Origin of the sequence: Thioclava sp. F36-6 (genome assembly GCF_002020305.1) — a bacterium.
In the GTDB taxonomy this organism is placed as follows: domain Bacteria; phylum Pseudomonadota; class Alphaproteobacteria; order Rhodobacterales; family Rhodobacteraceae; genus Thioclava; species Thioclava sediminum.
Genome location: NZ_MPZX01000004.1, coordinates 85,107 through 102,701, shown reverse-complemented (window position 1 = coordinate 102,701; position 17,595 = coordinate 85,107). Strand labels below are relative to the sequence as shown.

General features: G+C 65.7%; 16 protein-coding genes. 11 read left to right on the top strand and 5 right to left on the bottom strand.

Translation table 11 applies throughout. The annotated features are described in order from the left end of the window. Positions 1 to 15: 15 nt before the first annotated feature. Together serA and BMI88_RS17650 are read right to left on the bottom strand one after the other, a co-directional pair. Complete coding sequence (gene serA, locus BMI88_RS17655; RefSeq protein ID WP_078550874.1) at positions 16 to 1,611, bottom strand: phosphoglycerate dehydrogenase; 1,596 nt, start codon at positions 1,609 to 1,611, stop codon at positions 16 to 18. A gap of 70 nt (positions 1,612 to 1,681) precedes the next feature. After that, positions 1,682 to 2,827 (bottom strand): phosphoserine transaminase, encoded by a 1,146-nt coding sequence (locus BMI88_RS17650; RefSeq protein ID WP_078550873.1) that lies wholly within the window; start codon positions 2,825 to 2,827, stop codon positions 1,682 to 1,684. Positions 2,828 to 2,986: 159 nt separating this feature from the next. On the opposite strand from BMI88_RS17650, the gene serB reads away from it, so the two are divergent. Beyond that, positions 2,987 to 3,859: a phosphoserine phosphatase SerB gene (serB, locus tag BMI88_RS17645; protein WP_078550872.1), complete on the top strand. Its 873-nt coding sequence runs from the start codon at positions 2,987 to 2,989 to the stop codon at positions 3,857 to 3,859. Here the strand turns inward: serB and nagA are convergent. Next, positions 3,835 to 4,977 carry an N-acetylglucosamine-6-phosphate deacetylase gene (gene nagA, locus BMI88_RS17640; protein WP_078550871.1) on the bottom strand — a complete coding sequence of 381 codons (1,143 nt, stop codon included), beginning with the start codon at positions 4,975 to 4,977 and terminating at the stop codon, positions 3,835 to 3,837. The genes serB and nagA overlap by 25 nt on opposite strands. Further along, the gene (locus BMI88_RS17635; RefSeq protein WP_078550870.1) at positions 4,965 to 5,786 is read right to left on the bottom strand and encodes a BadF/BadG/BcrA/BcrD ATPase family protein; all 822 of its coding nucleotides are present in this window, start codon (positions 5,784 to 5,786) and stop codon (positions 4,965 to 4,967) included. Before BMI88_RS17635 ends, nagA begins: the two co-directional genes overlap by 13 nt. Before the next feature lie 134 nt (positions 5,787 to 5,920). Between BMI88_RS17635 and BMI88_RS17630 the strand changes: the two genes are divergently transcribed. From BMI88_RS17630 to BMI88_RS17595, 8 genes are all read left to right on the top strand, one after another. Then, entirely contained in the window at positions 5,921 to 8,035 is a 2,115-nt protein-coding gene (locus BMI88_RS17630; RefSeq protein ID WP_078550869.1) for a bifunctional TVP38/TMEM64 family protein/FAD-dependent oxidoreductase, read from the top strand. Further along, positions 8,032 to 8,637 carry a CDP-alcohol phosphatidyltransferase family protein gene (locus BMI88_RS17625; protein ID WP_078550868.1) on the top strand — a complete coding sequence of 202 codons (606 nt, stop codon included), beginning with the start codon at positions 8,032 to 8,034 and terminating at the stop codon, positions 8,635 to 8,637. The genes BMI88_RS17630 and BMI88_RS17625 overlap by 4 nt, the downstream gene beginning before the upstream one ends. Before the next feature lie 11 nt (positions 8,638 to 8,648). After that, positions 8,649 to 9,848, top strand: a complete 1,200-nt coding sequence (locus BMI88_RS17620) for an ABC transporter substrate-binding protein (protein WP_078550867.1) — start codon at positions 8,649 to 8,651, stop codon at positions 9,846 to 9,848. Positions 9,849 to 9,855: 7 nt separating this feature from the next. Continuing rightward, positions 9,856 to 11,511: a hypothetical protein gene (locus BMI88_RS17615; protein ID WP_078550866.1), complete on the top strand. Its 1,656-nt coding sequence runs from the start codon at positions 9,856 to 9,858 to the stop codon at positions 11,509 to 11,511. Continuing rightward, positions 11,508 to 12,143, top strand: a complete 636-nt coding sequence (locus BMI88_RS17610) for an ATP-binding cassette domain-containing protein (protein ID WP_078550865.1) — start codon at positions 11,508 to 11,510, stop codon at positions 12,141 to 12,143. The genes BMI88_RS17615 and BMI88_RS17610 overlap by 4 nt, the downstream gene beginning before the upstream one ends. A gap of 136 nt (positions 12,144 to 12,279) precedes the next feature. Next, on the top strand, positions 12,280 to 12,876 hold the full coding sequence (locus BMI88_RS17605; protein ID WP_146673622.1) for a hypothetical protein: 597 nt from the start codon (positions 12,280 to 12,282) through the stop codon (positions 12,874 to 12,876). 152 nt (positions 12,877 to 13,028) lie between these two features. Beyond that, positions 13,029 to 13,802, top strand: coding sequence for a DUF6478 family protein (locus BMI88_RS17600; protein ID WP_078550863.1), 774 nt, complete (start codon positions 13,029 to 13,031; stop codon positions 13,800 to 13,802). An 11-nt stretch (positions 13,803 to 13,813) separates the two neighbouring features. Further along, positions 13,814 to 14,164: a hypothetical protein gene (locus BMI88_RS17595; protein WP_078550862.1), complete on the top strand. Its 351-nt coding sequence runs from the start codon at positions 13,814 to 13,816 to the stop codon at positions 14,162 to 14,164. A gap of 53 nt (positions 14,165 to 14,217) precedes the next feature. Here the strand turns inward: BMI88_RS17595 and BMI88_RS17590 are convergent, their stop codons facing one another. Then, a complete protein-coding gene (locus tag BMI88_RS17590) occupies positions 14,218 to 15,846 on the bottom strand; it encodes an AMP-binding protein (protein ID WP_078550861.1) in 1,629 nt (542 codons plus the stop codon). A gap of 97 nt (positions 15,847 to 15,943) precedes the next feature. On the opposite strand from BMI88_RS17590, the gene BMI88_RS17585 reads away from it, so the two are divergent. Beyond that, on the top strand, positions 15,944 to 16,591 hold the full coding sequence (locus tag BMI88_RS17585) for a sulfotransferase family 2 domain-containing protein (RefSeq protein WP_078550860.1): 648 nt from the start codon (positions 15,944 to 15,946) through the stop codon (positions 16,589 to 16,591). 262 nt (positions 16,592 to 16,853) lie between these two features. After that, entirely contained in the window at positions 16,854 to 17,522 is a 669-nt protein-coding gene (locus BMI88_RS17580; RefSeq protein ID WP_158522193.1) for a Hint domain-containing protein, read from the top strand. The last annotated feature ends 73 nt before the right edge of the window (positions 17,523 to 17,595 follow it).

Genomic DNA, 17,595 nt, shown 5'->3' with positions numbered 1-17,595 from the left:
AACCGTTCAGCTAAGTCAGCCGAGGACGAATTCCAGTGGTTTGACCTGCTTGAAGCCGCCCGAGGTTTTCAGCGCGTCGACCACGTCCTGGCCGACCGCCTCGTCGACATAGGCGATCGCGATCGCCTCGCCGCCCTGCTTCGAACGACCCAGGGTGAAGTTCGCGAGGTTCACGCCCTTCTCGCCGAGGATCGTGCCGAGTTTACCGATGATGCCGGGCACGTCGTCATTGGTGGTGTAGAGCATGTGCTCGCCCACTTCGGCGTCGATATTGATGCCCTTGATCTGGATGAAGCGCGGCTTGCCATCCGAGAACACGGTGCCCGCGATCGAGCGTTCCTTGCTTTCCGAGACGACGGTGACCTTGATGTAGCCCTCGAAGATACCGGTCTGGTCCTGCGAGGTGGTCGAGATCTGGATGCCGCGCTCTTTCGCGATGACCGGCGCGGAGACCATGTTCACGTCCGGCTGGCTGGCTTTCAGGATGCCCGAAACCACGGCGGCGTCGAGCGCCTTGAGGTTCATCTCGGACGCCACACCGTCGAAGGTGATGTTGATCGCCTTGATCGCATCCTCGGTCATCTGACCGATGAAGCCGCCGAGATGCTGCGCGAGTTTCACCCACGGGCCCATGACTTTCGCCTCTTCGGCGGTCATCGAGGGCATGTTGAGCGCGTTCTCGACGGCACCGTCCAGCAGGTAGTTCGACATCTGCTCTGCGACTTGCAGGGCCACGTTTTCCTGCGCCTCGGTGGTCGAGGCGCCGAGGTGCGGCGTGCAGACCACGTTCGGCAGGCCGAACAGGACGTTGTCGGTGGCCGGTTCCTCGGCGAACACGTCGAAGGCCGCGCCCGCCACATGGCCGGACTTGATGAGATCGGCCAGCGCCTGCTCGTCGACCAGACCGCCACGCGCACAGTTGATGATGCGCACACCGGGCTTGGTTTTCTGCAGGTTCTCTTTCGAGAGGATGTTGCGGGTCGAATCCGTCAGCGGCACGTGCAGCGTGATGAAATCGGCGCGGCGCAGCAGCTCGTCCAGCTCGACCTTCTCGACGCCCATGTTGGCCGCCTTCTCTTCGCTCAGGAAGGGGTCATAGGCCACGACCTTCATCTTCAGGCCGCGCGCACGGTCGCAGACGATGCCGCCGATATTGCCCGCACCGATCACGCCGAGGGTCTTGGCGGTCAGCTCGACCCCCATGAATTTCGACTTCTCCCATTTGCCAGCCTGCGTCGAGGCATCGGCTTCGGGGATCTGGCGCGCGACCGCGAACATCATCGCGATGGCGTGCTCGGCGGTGGTGATCATGTTGCCGAAGGGCGTGTTCATCACGATCACGCCTTTCTTGCTCGAGGCTTCCTTGTCGACATTGTCGGTGCCGATACCGGCGCGGCCGACGACTTTCAGGTTGGTCGCGTTTTCGAGCAGTTTCGCCGTGACCTTGGTGGCCGAGCGGATGGCGAGACCGTCATACTTGCCGATCACTTCGGCGAGCTTTTCCTTGTCCTTGCCGAGCGAGGGTTCGAAATCGACCTCGATGCCACGGTCGCGGAAGATCTGGACGGCGGTTTCCGAGAGCTTGTCGGAGACGAGAACCTTGGGGGCCATTTTCTGGGCTCCTTGAATTTTCAGAATATCGGGAAAGGACGGGCCCGGAGGCCCGCCAATCTGTCACGGATCACGCTTGCGCGGCGATCTCGGCCTCGAAGGCGTATTCGACCCAAGGCATCAGCGCTTCGACATCCGCCGTCTCGACGGTCGAGCCGCACCAGATGCGCAGACCGGCCGGGGCGTCGCGATAGGCGCCGAGATCGAGGCCCACGCCTTCGGCTTCGAGCCGCTTCGCGACGGCTTTGGCGAAGGCCGCGCCGTCCTTGATGCGATCGTCAGTGAACTTCACGCAAACGGAGGTGGTCGACGCGGTCGCCGGATCATTGGCGAGGTTCGCGATCCACGGTTTTTCAGCGCAGAAATCCCAGACGACTTTCGCGTTGGCATCGGCGCGGTCGATGAGGCCTTTCAGCCCGCCCACCGATTTCGCCCAATTCAGCGACACGAGGTAATCTTCGACGCAGAGCATCGAGGGGGTGTTAATCGTCTCGCCCTTGAAGATGCCTTCGTTCAGCTTGCCGCCCTTGGTCATGCGGAAGATTTTCGGCAGCGGCCAGGCGGGGGAGTAGTTCTCCAGACGCTCGACAGCGCGGGGCGACAGGATCAGCACGCCGTGACCGCCTTCGCCGCCCAGCACTTTCTGCCAGGAGAAGGTGGTGACATCGAGCTTGTCCCACGGCAGGTCCATCGCGAAAGCGGCCGAGGTGGCGTCGCAGATGGTCAAGCCTTCACGGTCCGCCGGGATCACATCGCCATTGGGGACGCGGACGCCCGAGGTGGTGCCGTTCCACGTGAAAACGACGTCGGTGTTGAAGTCGATGGTGGAGAAATCGACGATGTCGCCATAGTCGGCGGTCTTCGTCTCGGCCTCGATCTTGAGCTGCTTGACCACGTCGGTCACCCAGCCCGCGCCGAAGCTTTCCCAAGCGACCATCGTCGCCTTGCGCTCGCCCAACAGCGACCACATCGCCATTTCGACGGCGCCGGTGTCGGAGGCGGGCACGATCCCGATGCGGTAATCGGCGGGCACGCCCAGAATTTCGCGGGTGGTGTCGATCGCCTCTTTCAGCTTCGCCTTGCCGATAGCGGCACGGTGCGAACGGCCCAGCGGCGCGTCATTGAGCATGTCGAGGGAGAAACCGGGAATCTTCGTGCAGGGGCCCGAAGAAAAACGCGGGTTTGCCGGCCGCGTAGCCGGAGCTTGAATAGCCATTGCTGGTATCCTTCCAGATATATGCCCTTCGTTGGGGAAGGGTGTCCCGCCGCCGCAGATACGCTCGCGCCCGCTCTGGTGCAAGGAGAATTTTTGGTCTAATGCGCCGCATCAGGTCACGGATACGACATTTGAACCGACATTCCCCAAGGAGCGCGCATGTTTACCGCCACGCTGATCGCTGACCCGAAAGAGGCCAATCTGGATCAAGGCACGCTGGATGCGCTTTGCGGTGCATGGGGTGGTGGCGCGGCGCGTTGGCTCAACCCGAATGTCGCGGCGGAGTTCATGGTGGACCGCGTGCCGTCGAATCGTTGGGAGGCCTGGGAGGGGCTGCAGGGGCTGGGCGTCGATCTGGTCGTGCAGCCCACGGAGGGGCGGCGCAAGCAGATGCTGCTGGCCGATATGGACTCGACGATGATCCAGCAGGAATGCATCGACGAGCTGGCCGATGTCGCGGGTGTGGGCGAGCGGGTGAAAGAGATCACCGCGCGGGCGATGAATGGCGAGCTGGACTTCGAAGGCGCACTGACCGAGCGGGTGGGCCTGCTGAAAGGTCTGCCCGAGAGCGTGATTTCCGAGGTGATCGAGAAGCGCATCAGCTTCATGCCGGGCGGGCACGATCTGGTCGCGACGATGAAGGCTAACGGCGCCTATTGCGCGCTGGTCTCGGGCGGATTTACGGCGTTCACCGGCTATGTCGCAAAGACGCTTGGGTTCGATGAGAACCGCGCGAACCTGCTGCTGGTCGAGGACGGCAAACTGACGGGCGTGCCCTCGCAGCCGATCCTCGGGCGCGAGGCCAAGGTTCAGGCTTTGCTGGAAATTTCGGAAAAGCTGAAACTAGATCACGCGCAGGTTATGGCGGTGGGCGACGGCGCGAATGATCTGGGGATGCTGAAGCTCGCCGGTGCGGGCGTCGCGCTGCATGCCAAGCCCTCGGTCGCCGCGGAATGCGACATCCGGATCAACTTCGGCGATCTGAGCGCGCTGCTCTACATTCAGGGCTATGCGGTGGAGGATTTCGCCTGACCACCCTGCCAGACTTCGGTCAGGCGCCAGTCGTCATCGAAATGCACCAGATCCCCGGCGAAGCCCGGCGCGATCCGGCCCACCGGCGCGCCGATCGCCTCGGCCGGGATACGGGTTGCCATCGCAAGCGCCTGTTCCGGTGATGCGCCAACTGTCTCGATCATGAAGCGCACGGCCTGCGGCAGCGACAGATCGGCCCCGGCAAGCGTGCCATCCTCCAGCCGCAGCGCCCCGTCGCGCCGCAGGATTCGGCGACCGGCGAGATCGAACTCCATCAGATCGGAGCCTGCGCAGGCCATCGCGTCGGAGACGAGGAAGACCTCGCCCTGCCGTTTCGCCGCCAGCGCCAGCCGGATCGTCTCGGGATGCACATGGATGCCGTCTGCGATCAGTCCCGCGGAGACTGGCTGCGACAGCGCCGCCCCGACGAGGCCGGGTTCGCGACTGCCCAGCTGGCTCATCGCGTTGAAAAGATGCGTGACCATCCGCGCGCCCGCCGCGATGGCCTCCTGAGCCTCCGCAAAGCTGCACTCGGAATGGCCGAGGCTGACGACGATCCCGGCCTCGGACAGCCGCGCGATCTGCTCGGGCGTCGCATTGGCGGGCGAGAGCGTCACGATCAGCGCAGGCAGCCCGGTCTTCGCCTCTAGCAGCGTCTCGATGTCTTCCTCGTCCAGCGGGCGGATGCAGACGGGCGGATGGCAGCCGGGGCGTTTGGGGTCGAGATGTGGGCCTTCCAGATGCAGCCCGCCGAATCCCGGAACGCGCGTCACGGCGGCGATGCCTGCGGCGAGCACCGTCTGAGTCGTGGCGCGCGTGTCGGTGATCAGCGTCGGCAGGATCGTGGTCGCGCCGAGATGGGCATGCGCGGCACAGATGGTGGAGATCGTCTCGAGCGTCGCGTGCCCGTCGAGCATCACGCCGCCCCCGCCATTCACCTGCAGATCGACGAGACCGGGCGCGAGCGTGCCGCCCGGAAACTCGACAATCTCGCCCTCGGGCATCTCCGCGATCGGACACAGCGCCGAAATTTGACCCTGTTCCAGCACAATCGCATGGTTTTCATGGAAGGCGGTGCCGTCGAAAACGCGCGCGCCCGTCAGGATCAGCTTGTCCAAAACGCATCCTCCATCGCCAAGGCCAAGGCGCCGTCGAGCGCGTTTCCTTTCGCGGCCCGCTGCGGCCAGTCACTCAGCGCAAGACCTTGCCCAAGCCCGCCGAGCCACGTCACCGGAAGCGGCTCCTCGGGTTGCAGCAGCGCAATCGCCGCGCGGATCTCGGCCTGCGCCGCATCGCGCACGGCCACGGCGGCGGGGTCGGTCGATTGCAGGATACGCGGCGCAAACCGCGCCCAATCGGCGGGGGTCGCGTCGAGGCTGAAAGCGATCAGCCCGTTGCGCCCATCCATCTCTTCGAGCAGCTCGCGCAGGAGCGGCGTCACCGGGCAGAACCCGTCGAGCGCACGTCCGGCCCGCATCCCGAGCGCCCGGCCGATCCACGCGCCCGAGCCTTCATCGCCCAGCCGCAAGCCCCAACCGCCGATCGCGTGCTGCTGCCCGTCCAGCTGCCGCGCGAAAAACGAGCCCGTGCCGATGGCCGCGACGATCCCATCCTCGGGCCCCAGAGCACCCCGCACCGAGGTCGTCACGTCCTGCACAACGCGGGCCGGAAAGGGCAGGTCGGCGGCCAAGGCCTCGGCAGCGGGCGCATGGTTCGCCCCCGCCAGCCCGAGCACCGCGCGAATCTCGCGCGCGTCGATGGTGCCCATCGCGGTTTCGATGGCGGTGAAGATGTGATGGCGCGCCTCGTCATAGTCCGACGCGATATTCGCAGGGCCTGACTCGCCACGCCCGATGACACGGCCGGAACCGTCGGCGAACACCGCCCGGCACCCGCTGCCTCCGCCATCGACTGCAATGAAATGCATCCCCGCCTCCGTTTTGTGCGTAACAGTGCCAAATAGCGGCCCCGAGAGAAAGCGCGTAACGAAATCGGCGCGCGAAACGACTTGGGGAAAGATCGCATCGCCTCTATCACTGGGGCGTGACCCACGGGAGGACCATGCGCAAACCTCTGATATTCCTTGGCCTGATCGCTTTGGCGGTGATCGCGGCCTTTCTGGTGGCCGATCCCGACCCCGAGCGGCTGCGCGCGCTGCGCGACAGCCTCGCCGCGTGGCGCGAGGCGCATCCGCTGGCGCTGCCCATCGGGTTCTTCGTCACTTACGTCGTGGTGACGGCGCTGTCGCTGCCCTTCGCGGTCTGGTTGACGCTGCTGGGTGCGGCGCTTTTGGGGTTCTGGCAGGGGTTGGTGCTGATCTCTTTCGCGTCTTCGATCGGGGCGCTGCTGGCCTTTCTGGTCGCGCGCTATCTGATGCGCGACTGGGTGCGCGGACGGCTTGGCCCGAGGTTGGCGAAGATCGAGAAGGGTGCGGCGCGCGACGGGGAATTCTACCTGTTCTCGCTGCGCCTGATCCCGGTCGTGCCGTTCTTCGTCATTAACCTCGCCTTCGGGCTGACCCGGATGAAGGGGTGGAAATTCTATGCGGTGTCGCAGCTCGGCATGCTGCCCGGCACCGCGGTATATGTCGCGGCGGGCGCGCAACTGGGTGACCTGAACAGCCTGTCGGGGATCGTCTCGCCGGGGCTGCTAGGCGCTTTCGCGGCGCTGGCGGTGTTTCCGTGGGTTGCGCGCGCGGCGCTGCGGTTATGGGCACGCAAGCGGGCCTATCGCGGCTATGAGCGCCCGGCGAAGTTTGACCGCAACCTGATCGTCATCGGCGCCGGGGCGGCGGGGCTGGTGGCATCCTATGTAGCAGCGCAGGCGAAGGCGAAGGTGACGCTGGTGCAGGAAGGCCCGATGGGCGGCGATTGCCTGAATTTCGGCTGCGTGCCGTCGAAGGCGTTGATTGCCTCGGCTCGGGCTGCGGGCGTGGCGCGCGGCTCCGAGGCGCTGGGCGTGCGCGCGGATGTCTCGGTCGATTGGCCGGTGGTCACGCGGCGGATTTCCGAGGTGATCGCGCAGATCGAGCCGAATGATTCCGTGGAGCGCTATGAGGGCTTGGGCGTCGAGGTGATCGAAGGTCATGCGCGACTGGAAGACCCGTGGACCGTGCGTGTGGGCGATGAGCGCCTGACCGCGCGCGGGGTGGTGCTCGCGACCGGCGCGGCGCCCGTGATCCCGCCGATCGAGGGGATCGGATCGGTCGAGCCGCTGACCTCGGACACGCTGTGGGAGACGCTTGCGGCGATGCCCGCACCGCCCGAGAAGATGGTGATCCTCGGCGGTGGCCCGATTGGCTGCGAGATTGCGCAGGCGCTGGCCCGGCTGGGCGCGGGCGTCACCGTGGTCGAGGCGGCGGAGCGGCTGTTGATCCGTGAGGATGTCGAAGCCTCGGACGCCATCGCGGCAGCCTTGCGCGCCGATGGGGTCGACCTGAAGCTGGGCGCGAAGGCGATCCGTTTCGGGCACGATGACAGCAAATGGCTGGAGCTGGAGGACGGCTCGAAGATCGCGTTCGACACGCTGCTGGTCGCGGTCGGGCGCAAGGCGCGGCTCGAAGGCTTCGGGCTGGAGGAGCTGGGCATTCCGGCGAACAAGGTGATCGAGACGAACGACTACCTCGAAACCCTCATGCCCAATATCTACGCCGCGGGCGATGCGGCGGGGCCATTGCAGCTGACCAATGCCGCAGGTCATCAGGGCTGGATCGCGGCGGCCAATGCGCTGGCCTCCCCCTTCTGGCGCTTCAAGGCCCATGCCGCGCCGATCCCGCATGCGGTCTTCACCTCGCCCGAACTGGCACGGGTGGGAATGACGGCGGCGGAAGCCGAGGCCGAGGCCGTGCATCACGAGGTCACGACCTATCCGCTGGGCGATCTGGACCGGGCGCTCGCCGAAGGGGCGGGGCAGGGCTTCGTGCGGATCGTCACCGCGGAGGGCTCCGACAAGATCCTCGGCGCGACAGTTTGCGGGGCGCACGCGGCCGAGGTGCTGGCGGAATTCGCGCTGGCGATGCGGCACGGGCTGGGCTTGGGCAAGATCCTTTCGACGCCGCATATCTATCCCAGCTGGTCCGAGGCCGCGAAGAACGCCGCCGGGCGCTGGCGGCAGGCTCATGTGAACCCGCGCACGCTGCGGATCGCCGAGCGTTTCATGTCCTGGAGGCGCGGATGATCGACGCAGCTCTCCTGCCGCTGCAACGTGCCATGATGCAGCCCCCCGCCGAGGCGCTGGCCGCGCGCGGTATCCGTGCCGATCAGGTGACGGTGGCGGGCTTCGCGCTGGGCCTGCTGGCGATCCCGGCGCTGGCATTCCATGCCTATTGGCTGGCGCTGGCGCTGATCCTGATCAACCGGATCGCGGACGGGCTCGACGGGGCCATCGCGCGGATCAAGGGGCCGACCGATCGCGGGGCGTTCCTCGATATTGCGCTCGATTTTCTGTTCTACGCGCTGATCCCGGTGGGCTTCGCGCTGGCCGATCCTGCGCGCAACGCACTGGCCGCGACTATCCTGATCGCGGCCTTCGTCGGCACCGGATCGAGCTTCCTCGCCTTCGCCTCCATCGCCGCCAAGCGCGGGATGAGCACCGATGCCTATCCGACCAAAGGCATCTACTACCTCGGCGGGCTGACCGAAGGGGCCGAGACGATCCTATTTTTCGCGGCGATTTGCCTGTTTCCGCAGGCCTTCCCGATACTCGCGGGCCTCTTCGCCGTCGCCTGTTTCGTGACCACTGTGACCCGCTGGCTGATGGGCTGGCGGGCGTTTTCCTGAACGGAGAGAGTATGAGAAACCTTCTTGCCGCCCCGGTTCTTGCCGCGAGTCTCGCGCTGCCGCTTGCCGCGCCCGCTTTCGCCGATTGGGCGCAAACGGAAGCCGAGGCGAAGGGCCAGACGGTCTATTTCAACGCTTGGGGCGGCGATCCGCGCACCAATGCTTTCATCGACTGGGTGTCCGACCAGATGCAGGAGAAATACGGCGTCACGGTCGAGCAGGTGAAGCTGTCCGACACCGCCGAGGCGGTCTCGCGCGTGCAGGCCGAGAAGGCGGCAGGCAAGGATGACGGCGGCGCGGTGGACCTTATCTGGATCAACGGGCCGAACTTCCTCGCGATGAAAGAGGCGGGGTTGCTGCATGGGCCGTTCGTTTCCGATCTGCCCAATGCGAAATATCTCGACCTGTCCGAAGGCTCGGCGGCGACGACCGATTTCACCGTCCCGACAGAAGGGTACGAGAGCCCGTGGCGGCTTGCGAAATTCGCCTTCGCCTATGATGCGGAGCGGGTGAGCGATCCGCCGAAGGACATGGCGGGGCTTCTGGACTGGGCCAAGGCGCATCCGGGCCGCTTCACCCACCCCAACCCGTCGAATTTCATGGGGGCGAGCTTCCTCAAGCAGGCACTGGTCGAACTGGCCCCCGACCCGGCGGCGCTGTCGCAGCCCGTGACGGACGAGGCCTATGCCAAGGAAACCGCGCCGCTCTGGGCGTGGTATGATGCGCTGCGCCCGCTGATGTGGCGTGAAGGCAAATCCTTCCCCGAGAATGAGAGCGCGCAGGCGCAACTGCTGGCCGATGGCGAGGTCGATTTCGCGATGTTCTTCGATCCCGCCGCGCCGGCTGCGATGATCGAGCAGGGCGTTCTGCCGCCTTCGGTCCGCGTCTGGGTGCCTGAAGGCGGCACGATCGGGAATATCTCCTACGTCGCGATTCCCTATAATGCCGCGCATCAGGCGGGGGCGGAACTGGTCGCGAATTTCCTGCTCGATCCGGCCACGCAGGCGCATATGCAGGATATCCGCGTGCTGGGCAGTTTTTCGGTGCTCGATCCGGCAAAGCTGGATGCCGATGCGAAACAGGCCTTCGCCGATCTGCCCACCGCGCCCGCGCTGCCGACGCTGGAGGAGTTGGGCCCGACGCTCCCCGAGCCGCATCCGAGCTGGATGACCAAGCTCACCGAGGACTGGGCGCAGCGCTACACGAAGTGAGGTTCCGATGCGGCTCGCCGGGGCGATCCTGACGCTGGTGATCGGCGCGCCGGTATTGCTCGGCGCGGCGCTGACGCTGGCGACCGGTTTCGGCTGGCAACCGGGGCTGGGGCGCGTCGCGCTGGGCTGGGAGGGCTTCACCGAGGCCCTGGCCGCGCCCGGAATCTTCACCTCGCTGCGGCTGACATTGGTGACCGGCCTGGGGGCTGCGCTGCTGTCGCTCGCGGCCTCGATCCCGCTGGCGCGCTGGCTGGTGACGCGGCAATCGGCGTCGCGCTGGCTGACGCCGCTGCTGGCGGTGCCTCATGCGGCGCTGGCGATCGGGCTGGCCTTTCTGATCGCGCCCTCGGGCTGGGCGGCGCGGCTGATTTCGCCCTGGGCGACCGGTTGGGATCTGCCGCCGCAGATCGTGACGCTGGGCGATCCGTGGGGGCTGTCGCTGATCCTCGGGCTGATGCTGAAAGAGGTGCCGTTCCTGACGCTGATGACGCTGGTGGCCGCCGCGCAGCGCCCGGTGGCGGCGCAGATGGCCGCAGGGCGCGCGCTTGGCTATGCGCCGGGCCGCGTTTGGGCGCGGATCGTCTGGCCGCAGCTTTACCCGGCGCTCCGGCTGCCGGTGCTGATCGTGCTGGCCTTTTCGCTGTCGGTCGTGGACATGGCGCTGATCCTCGGGCCGTCGAACCCGCCGACGCTGGCGGTGCTCATTCTGCGGCTCTACGGCGCGCCGGATCCCGCGCAGGCGGTGCCCGCCTCGGCGCTGGCGGTGATCTTGCTGGCCGTGATGGGGGCGAGTGCGGCGCTGTGGATTGGGGGCGAGCGCGCGCTGGCACGGCTGGGCAAGGCGCTGATCCGCAATGGGCATCGCGGCAAGTCGCGGCGGAACTGGAGTGGTGCTGGCCTGATCGGGGCGGGAGGGCTGCTGGCGCTTGGATCGCTTGGCGCGTTGATCCTGTGGAGCCTCGCGAGCTTCTGGCGTTTTCCCGATGCGCTGCCCGCCGATCTGACCCTCAAACGCTGGGCCAGCGCCGACTGGGCGGGGCCCGCGCTGACCAGCCTGACGCTTGCGCTCATCTCGACCGCGCTGGCGCTGATCCTCGCGATGCTCTGGCTGGAAAGCGAGGATCGCTCCGGCAAGCGCCTGCCGCTGGGCGCGCTGATTGTCCTGCCGCTCTTGCTGCCGCAGATCGGGTTTCTGCAGGGTCTGACCACCGGGTTTCTCTGGCTTGGCCTGCTGCCGGGGCCGGTCGCGGTGACTTGGGCCGAGCTGCTCTTCGTTTTTCCCTATGTGATGATCGCGCTGGCCGGGCCGTGGCGCGCGCTCGACCCGGCGCATCTCGCCAGTGCGGCGAGCCTCGGGGCCGGACCGACGCGGCGCCTGCTGCGGATCAAGCTGCCGATGCTGCTGGGTCCGATCTGTGCGGCGGCGGCGATCGGGCTCGCGGTGTCGGTCGCGCAATATCTCGCCGTTCTGCTGCCCGGCGCGGGGCGCGTGCAAGCGCTGGCCACGGAGGCCGTGGCACTGGCGTCCGGGGCGGATCGACGGCTGGCCGCGATCCTTGCGCTGATGCAGGCGGCGCTGCCATGGGTGGGTTTCGCGCTGGCGCTCGCGGTCCCGGCATGGTGGCATCGCAACCGGCGCGGCTTGCGCGGAGGAGTGGCATGAGCCTTGAGTTGATCGATCTGAGCCTGACCGCGCCCGGCGCCTCCACCCCGCTCTTCGCGCCGCTGTCGCTGGTCGTGGCGCCCGGAGAGACCGTCTGCCTGATGGGGCCCTCCGGGATCGGTAAGTCGAGCCTCCTCGCTCATATCGGGGGCCATCTGCCGCGGGGCTTCACGGCTTCGGGCGATGTCCGGCTCGATGGGGAAAGCGTTACGCATCTGCCCGCCGAAAAGCGCGGCATCGGGATGCTGTTCCAGCAGGCGCAGCTTTTCCCGCACCTCTCGGTGGGCGACAATCTGGCCTTCGGGCTGTCGGTGCAGGTGAAGGGCAAGGCGGCCCGGCGCGCGGCGGTGGAGGCCGCGCTGGAACAGGCCGGGCTTGCAGGCATGGCGGATCGCGATCCGGCGACGCTGTCGGGCGGGCAGCGCACCCGCGCCGCGCTGATGCGTACGCTGCTGGCGCGGCCCCGTGCGGTTCTGATCGACGAACCCTTCGCTGCGCTGGATGCGGAATTGCGGGCCGAGATCCGCAGCTTCACGCTGCAGCATCTCGCGGCCGAGCGTATCCCCTGCCTCATGGTCAGCCACGATCCGGAAGATGGAGCGGCTGCGGCACGCCGGATCGCGTTGGGCTGAACCCCGCGCAGTCAATTTGCTTCGAGGCCTGTCAGGCTTGCGCGATGAAGGCCCTGAGGCTATCTCCAAACCCATGATTTTTGCTGTCGGACACCGCTCGTCTCGTCTTTTGAAGCCCCTCGCCCTCGCGCTGGGGATGACCGGTTTGCTGACCGCCTGCCAGCCGACCGCCTTCGGCACGGCGCAGGTCGCGAAGGCCCGCACGACGCTCGCCAATGGCGCGTTGACGGTGGCGGCGCCGAAAGGCTGGTGCGTCGATCCGAAAAGCCTGCGCAATTCCGGCGCGGGGGGCTTTGCGCTCTTTGGCAATTGCGCGGCGATCTCCGGCAATGCCGAGGACGCCCATGCGCCCGAACCCGCGCTGCTGAGCGTTACGGTCGGGCCGCCCGCCTTGGAGGATGGCTCCGGCAAGCTGTCGCAGGACCGGCTCAAGAAGATCGGCGATTTCTTCCATTCCGAAATCGGGCGCGCGGCGCTGTCGCGCTCCGGCGAAGCCGCTGACGTCACGATCAAGGGCACCGATATCTCGAATGGTACGTTGCTGTTGCGGGTCGAAGATCGCTCCGGCACGGGCGGGCCGCCGATTGCGAAGACCTATCTGCGGGGCGTCACGGCCCTTGGCGGGCGGATCACGGCGCTGTCGGTGATGCCACTGAAGGAAGGCGAAATGAGCTATGCCCAGCAGCGCCGCTTGCTGGAGACATTCATCGCCGCGATCCGCGCCGCGAATTGACCGCCCAAGCCGACGCGCGGTTACCTTCCCAGTCGAAACCCCGGAACTCGATGAGTTCGTGCGGAAATTCCCCCTTTCTCGCAACCCGATGATAAGGAATAACTGCTGTGATGCCGCAAGTGGCACCGGCAGGCGGGAAAGAAGGGCAGCACATGGCAGGACGGAACGGCGGATCGCTGTTGCAACGGATTGCCGAGCGACGCAGCTTGCGGCGCTGGCGCGATGCGGCGTCCAAGGTCCCTGCATTGGATCCGGAGGGGCTTCGCGGTCTGCGCGCGCGGGCTCGGGCTCTGCGCAACGAAGTCGACACGGTGTTGCGCGCGACAGAACAGCGGCTGACGGCCTTTCCCGGCGATACCTCTGTGCGCAAACCGTCGGGCAGCGATTGGGCGTGGCGACCGCCGCTCTGGCGCGTGAAGGCGCATCCGCATGGCATCGCGGGGGCGCAAAGCCGCGACAAGCTCGGCGATGACCTCACCCTGTTTCACGACTGCCCCCGGTCCGAGATCACGCTGCGCCAGATCCGCAATACGAAGGGCGAAACGCTCGCGCCGTTCGGGCTGCGGCTCGATGTGCTGCGGTTCGAAGGGTCGTTCCTGTCGCTGGTGCTCGATCTGCCCGACGCAGCGCTTGGCGGGCTGCAACTCAACCATCTCATCCGTCTGGAAATGCAGCTGGACTGCGAGCGGGAGCTGGAAGTGTTCTGCCGCCTCAACATCAAGCACGGCCCCAATTCGGAGCAGCTGGTGCGCGAACTGCCCCATGGCGAGGGCGCGCGCTCTGTCGAATTCGATCTGGCTTATACGCGGATGAACGAACGGCGGCTGGAGAAGGCGTGGGTCGATCTGATTTTTGAAAACCCACGGATGAACGAGGTGGTGATCCGCGATCTCACCTTCGCGCGCTACCCGCGCGCCGAACTGTGACGGAGGCGAGGATGCTGGACAGCACGCGGATCAAGGCAGGGCGCTGGGAAGCGGTGAGCCATGAGAAAGAGGCGCCCGATCTGGAAGTGCGCCATCAGGGCGAGGTGCTGGAAGGTATGTCGGTCAGCGGCGCGCCCGGCGACTGGCGCATCGCGCAGCCGATCCCGGCGGAGTTGCTGAGCGAGGGGGTGCTGACCTTCCTCGTCTGCCGCAAATCGGATGGCGAGGTGATCGACCGCTTCTCGCTGGTCGCGGGCGCGCCGCTGGCGGGCGATCTGCGCGCTGAGATCGACCTGCTGCGCGCCGAGCTGGACATGCTCTCGCGCGCCTTCCGCCAGCATTGCGCCGAGAGCGAAAGCTGAGCATTTCGCGCGCGCCCCTCGCGCGCGGGCGCGCGCACGCGTAGAAAGAAGGCCTACGCGTCGAGCAGTTTGGCGACCGCTCGCAGCTCGAATTTCTGGATCTTTCCGGTCGAGGTTTTCGGCAGTTCCGAGAAGATCACGCGCTTGGGCGTCTTGAAGCCCGCAAGCCGCGCGCGGCAGAACTTGATCAGTTCTTCTTCGGTCGCCTCCTTGCCCTCCTTCAGCTCGACAAAGGCGCAGGGCACCTCGCCCCAGGTCTCGTCGGGCTTGGCCACGACCGAGGCGAGCGACACCGCCGGATGGGCGCAGATCACGCCCTCCACCTCGACCGAGGAGACGTTCTCGCCGCCCGAGATGATGATGTCCTTCGCGCGGTCGGTGATCTTGATGTAGCCGTCGGGATGCATGAAGGCGATGTCGCCCGAATGGAACACGCCGCCCTCGAAGGCCTCGCGCGTGGCCTGCGGGTTCTTGAAATAGCCCTTCATCACCATGTTGCCGCGGAAGACGATTTCGCCCAGGTGCTGGGCGTCGCGCGCGACCTCGCGGCCCTGATCGTAGACGGTGACTTTCTCGAGCATCGGCATCGAGACCCCGGTGCGCGCCTTCAGATCGGCGCGGGCCTCGCCCTCGGTTCCCTCCCAGGAGGGCTTCCATGTGCATTCCACCGCCGGGCCGTAGGTTTCGGTCAGCCCGTAGACCTGCGTGACGTTGAAGCCCAGCGGCTCGATCGCGGCCAGCGTCGAGGCGGGCGGGGGCGCACCGGCGGTGAAGACCTCCACCACATGATCGAAGGCGCGGCGATGTTCGTCCTTGGCGTTGATGATCGTGTTCAGCACGATCGGCGCGCCGCCGAAATGCGTCACGCCATGATCCGCGATCGCGTCGTAGATCGCCTTCGCAGTCACGTCGCGGCAGCCGACGACCGTGCCGCCCATCATCGGCACCATCCAGCTATGGGTCCACGAGTTGCAATGGAACAGCGGCACGATGGTCAGCAGAACCGGATAGAGCTGCATCCGCCACGAGATCGCATTGGCCTGAGTCGAAAGATAGGCGCCCCGGTGGTGATACACGACGCCCTTAGGCCGCCCCGTCGTGCCGGAGGTGTAGTTGAGCGCGATGCTCTCCCATTCGTCCTCGGGCATGATCCAGTCGAACATCGGATCGCCCTCGGCCACGAGCGCCTCATATTCGAGGTAATGCCCGGTCGGCTCGAAGCCGTGCTCGGGGTCGGCGACCTCGATGATCTGCGGCGCGGGGCCTTTCATCTTCTTCACGGCCTCTTCGGCCACCGGCAGGAAGGCCACGTCGCAAAGCACGATTTTCGCACCGCCATGTTCGAAGATATAGGCGACGGTATCGACATCGAGCCGCGTATTGATCGCGTTGAGCACCGCGCCACAGGCGGGCACGCCGAAATGCGCCTCGATCTGGGGCAGGGTGTTGGGCAGGATCGTCGCCACCACGTCGCCGGGTTTCACGCCGCGCGCCTTGAGGGCGGAGGCCACCTGACTCACGCGCGCGTGGTAATCAACGTAACTATAAGAGCGGCTGCCGTAGATCACCGCCGGTCGCTCGGGGAAGACCTCCAGCGCGCGATTGAGATGCGACAAAGGTGTAAGCGGTGCGTAATTCGCCGCGCATTTCTCCAGACCCGTCTCGTCGGCAAGCCAGCCCATGAAATCCTCCACGTAAATTGTCCGGGCATCTTCAGGCGGCATCGCGCGAAAGGAAAGAGGGTTTGCGTCATCTTTCGTCACAGCTAGTGTCGCGCGCATGATCGTTTCGCATGGCCGCCGCTACATCTTCGTTCATATCCCGAAGACGGGTGGCACGGCGCTGACGCTCGCGCTGGAGAACCGCGCGATGGCGGATGACCTGCTGATCGGCGATACGCCCAAGGCGCGGCGGCGCAAACGCAGGCTGGAGGGGCGCGAGACCCGGGGGCGGCTTTGGAAGCATTCCACGCTGAGCGACGGGCTGGGGCTCTATAGCGAAGATGAGGCGCGCGCCTATTTCACCTTCACACTGGTGCGGAACCCGTGGGACCGGGTGGTCAGCTACTACCATTGGTTGCGCGAGCAGCGGATGGCGCATCCCGCCGTGGCGTTAGCAAAGTCGCTCAGCTTTTCGGACTTCCTTAACCATCCGCACACGCAGGCCTCGCTCGCGGCGGCCCCCTATGGCAGCTACATGCGGTTGCCGGACGGGGAGGAGATTTGCGACCTTTATATTCGCCTCGAAGATGTAGAGGTCGATGCCGCCCCCCTCGCGTCACATCTCGGGTTTTCCGTGACTCCCCTCGCGAGATGCAACATCTCCGAGCGGAAGCGCAACTGGCGCGGGTATTTTTCAGATTTCGATGCTGAAGTGGTTTCGAAACTCTGTGCCGAGGACATCGCGCGGTTCGGTTACCGATTCTAAATTTTCGCGCAATTGCAATTTGCGACGCAATTTGGGCGATTCTCACGGGTCTGTGAGCGCACCCCTATCCAAAAAGATAGGTCAAACGCGCGAACCCCTATCCAAAAAGATAGGTCAATCACGGGTCCGTGAGCAACTTACTGTCCGAAAGTATAGGTTTGCCACATTTCGGTCACCTTTCGGCCCCGGAAACTCCCCAGGAATCAATTGATCTAGGTAGGACGAAGAAATGGCCTCGCCGACTTTCAGAAGGAAGACCGACATGACCCGCAGTGCAACGACGACTTGGAACGACGATTGCGCCTTTGATTCCGCTCTGGCGGGCGCAACCTCCGGGCGAGTGCTCGATAACGGGGCTGCTTCGGGGATCGTTGCCGGAACGCGAATCGCGACCGCTATGGGCTGGCGCCCGGTGGAAGCAATTGCGGTTGGCGACATGGTCATGACCTTCGACAGTGGCCTGCGTCCCGTCGTGGACGTCAAGCGAACTCAACTCTGGCTCGGTCACGGGCGTTGCCCGGACCATCGCAAGCCGCTCGCCGTGCCGGTCGGCGCGTTGGGCAACAAAACCCCGATGCTGCTTTTGCCTGAACAGAACATGATGGTGGAAAGCGACATGGCTGAGGCAATTTACGGTGACCCCTTCGCCGTAATCCCTGCCTCTGCTCTTGAAGGCTATCGTGGGATCGATCGGATTACACCCCACCGTCCGATCGACGTGATCGTGCTGGAGTTTGAGGAGGAGGAGATCGTCTACGCAAATGGTTCTGGCATGGTCCATTGCGGTTCGGTCAACAGCCACCGGCTTGAAGCACTCTTCGACGATGATGCAGGCCCGAACTACGAGACGCTGTCGCTTGAAATGGCACGCTCGATTGTTGCAGGGCTCATTGACGAAGATCTGACCGCGCACGCTTACGCGGCAGAGTGATAGCCCGGCCTGATTCCCTCCTGATCAACTGACAGGCCGAACGCCGCACCCATGACCAGGGTGCGGCGTTTTC

Coding starts and splice junctions, on each gene's coding strand:
- BMI88_RS17605 (WP_146673622.1), top strand. CDS start 12,280: ATGACCGGTTTGCTGACCGCCTGCCAGCCGACCGCCTTCGGCACGGCG.
- BMI88_RS17650 (WP_078550873.1), bottom strand. CDS start 2,827: ATGGCTATTCAAGCTCCGGCTACGCGGCCGGCAAACCCGCGTTTTTCT.
- BMI88_RS17625 (WP_078550868.1), top strand. CDS start 8,032: ATGATCGACGCAGCTCTCCTGCCGCTGCAACGTGCCATGATGCAGCCC.
- BMI88_RS17585 (WP_078550860.1), top strand. CDS start 15,944: ATGATCGTTTCGCATGGCCGCCGCTACATCTTCGTTCATATCCCGAAG.
- BMI88_RS17610 (WP_078550865.1), top strand. CDS start 11,508: ATGAGCCTTGAGTTGATCGATCTGAGCCTGACCGCGCCCGGCGCCTCC.
- BMI88_RS17595 (WP_078550862.1), top strand. CDS start 13,814: ATGCTGGACAGCACGCGGATCAAGGCAGGGCGCTGGGAAGCGGTGAGC.
- BMI88_RS17600 (WP_078550863.1), top strand. CDS start 13,029: ATGGCAGGACGGAACGGCGGATCGCTGTTGCAACGGATTGCCGAGCGA.
- BMI88_RS17620 (WP_078550867.1), top strand. CDS start 8,649: ATGAGAAACCTTCTTGCCGCCCCGGTTCTTGCCGCGAGTCTCGCGCTG.
- BMI88_RS17635 (WP_078550870.1), bottom strand. CDS start 5,786: ATGCATTTCATTGCAGTCGATGGCGGAGGCAGCGGGTGCCGGGCGGTG.
- BMI88_RS17615 (WP_078550866.1), top strand. CDS start 9,856: ATGCGGCTCGCCGGGGCGATCCTGACGCTGGTGATCGGCGCGCCGGTA.
- serB (WP_078550872.1), top strand. CDS start 2,987: ATGTTTACCGCCACGCTGATCGCTGACCCGAAAGAGGCCAATCTGGAT.
- BMI88_RS17630 (WP_078550869.1), top strand. CDS start 5,921: ATGCGCAAACCTCTGATATTCCTTGGCCTGATCGCTTTGGCGGTGATC.
- BMI88_RS17580 (WP_158522193.1), top strand. CDS start 16,854: ATGACCCGCAGTGCAACGACGACTTGGAACGACGATTGCGCCTTTGAT.
- BMI88_RS17590 (WP_078550861.1), bottom strand. CDS start 15,846: ATGGGCTGGCTTGCCGACGAGACGGGTCTGGAGAAATGCGCGGCGAAT.
- serA (WP_078550874.1), bottom strand. CDS start 1,611: ATGGCCCCCAAGGTTCTCGTCTCCGACAAGCTCTCGGAAACCGCCGTC.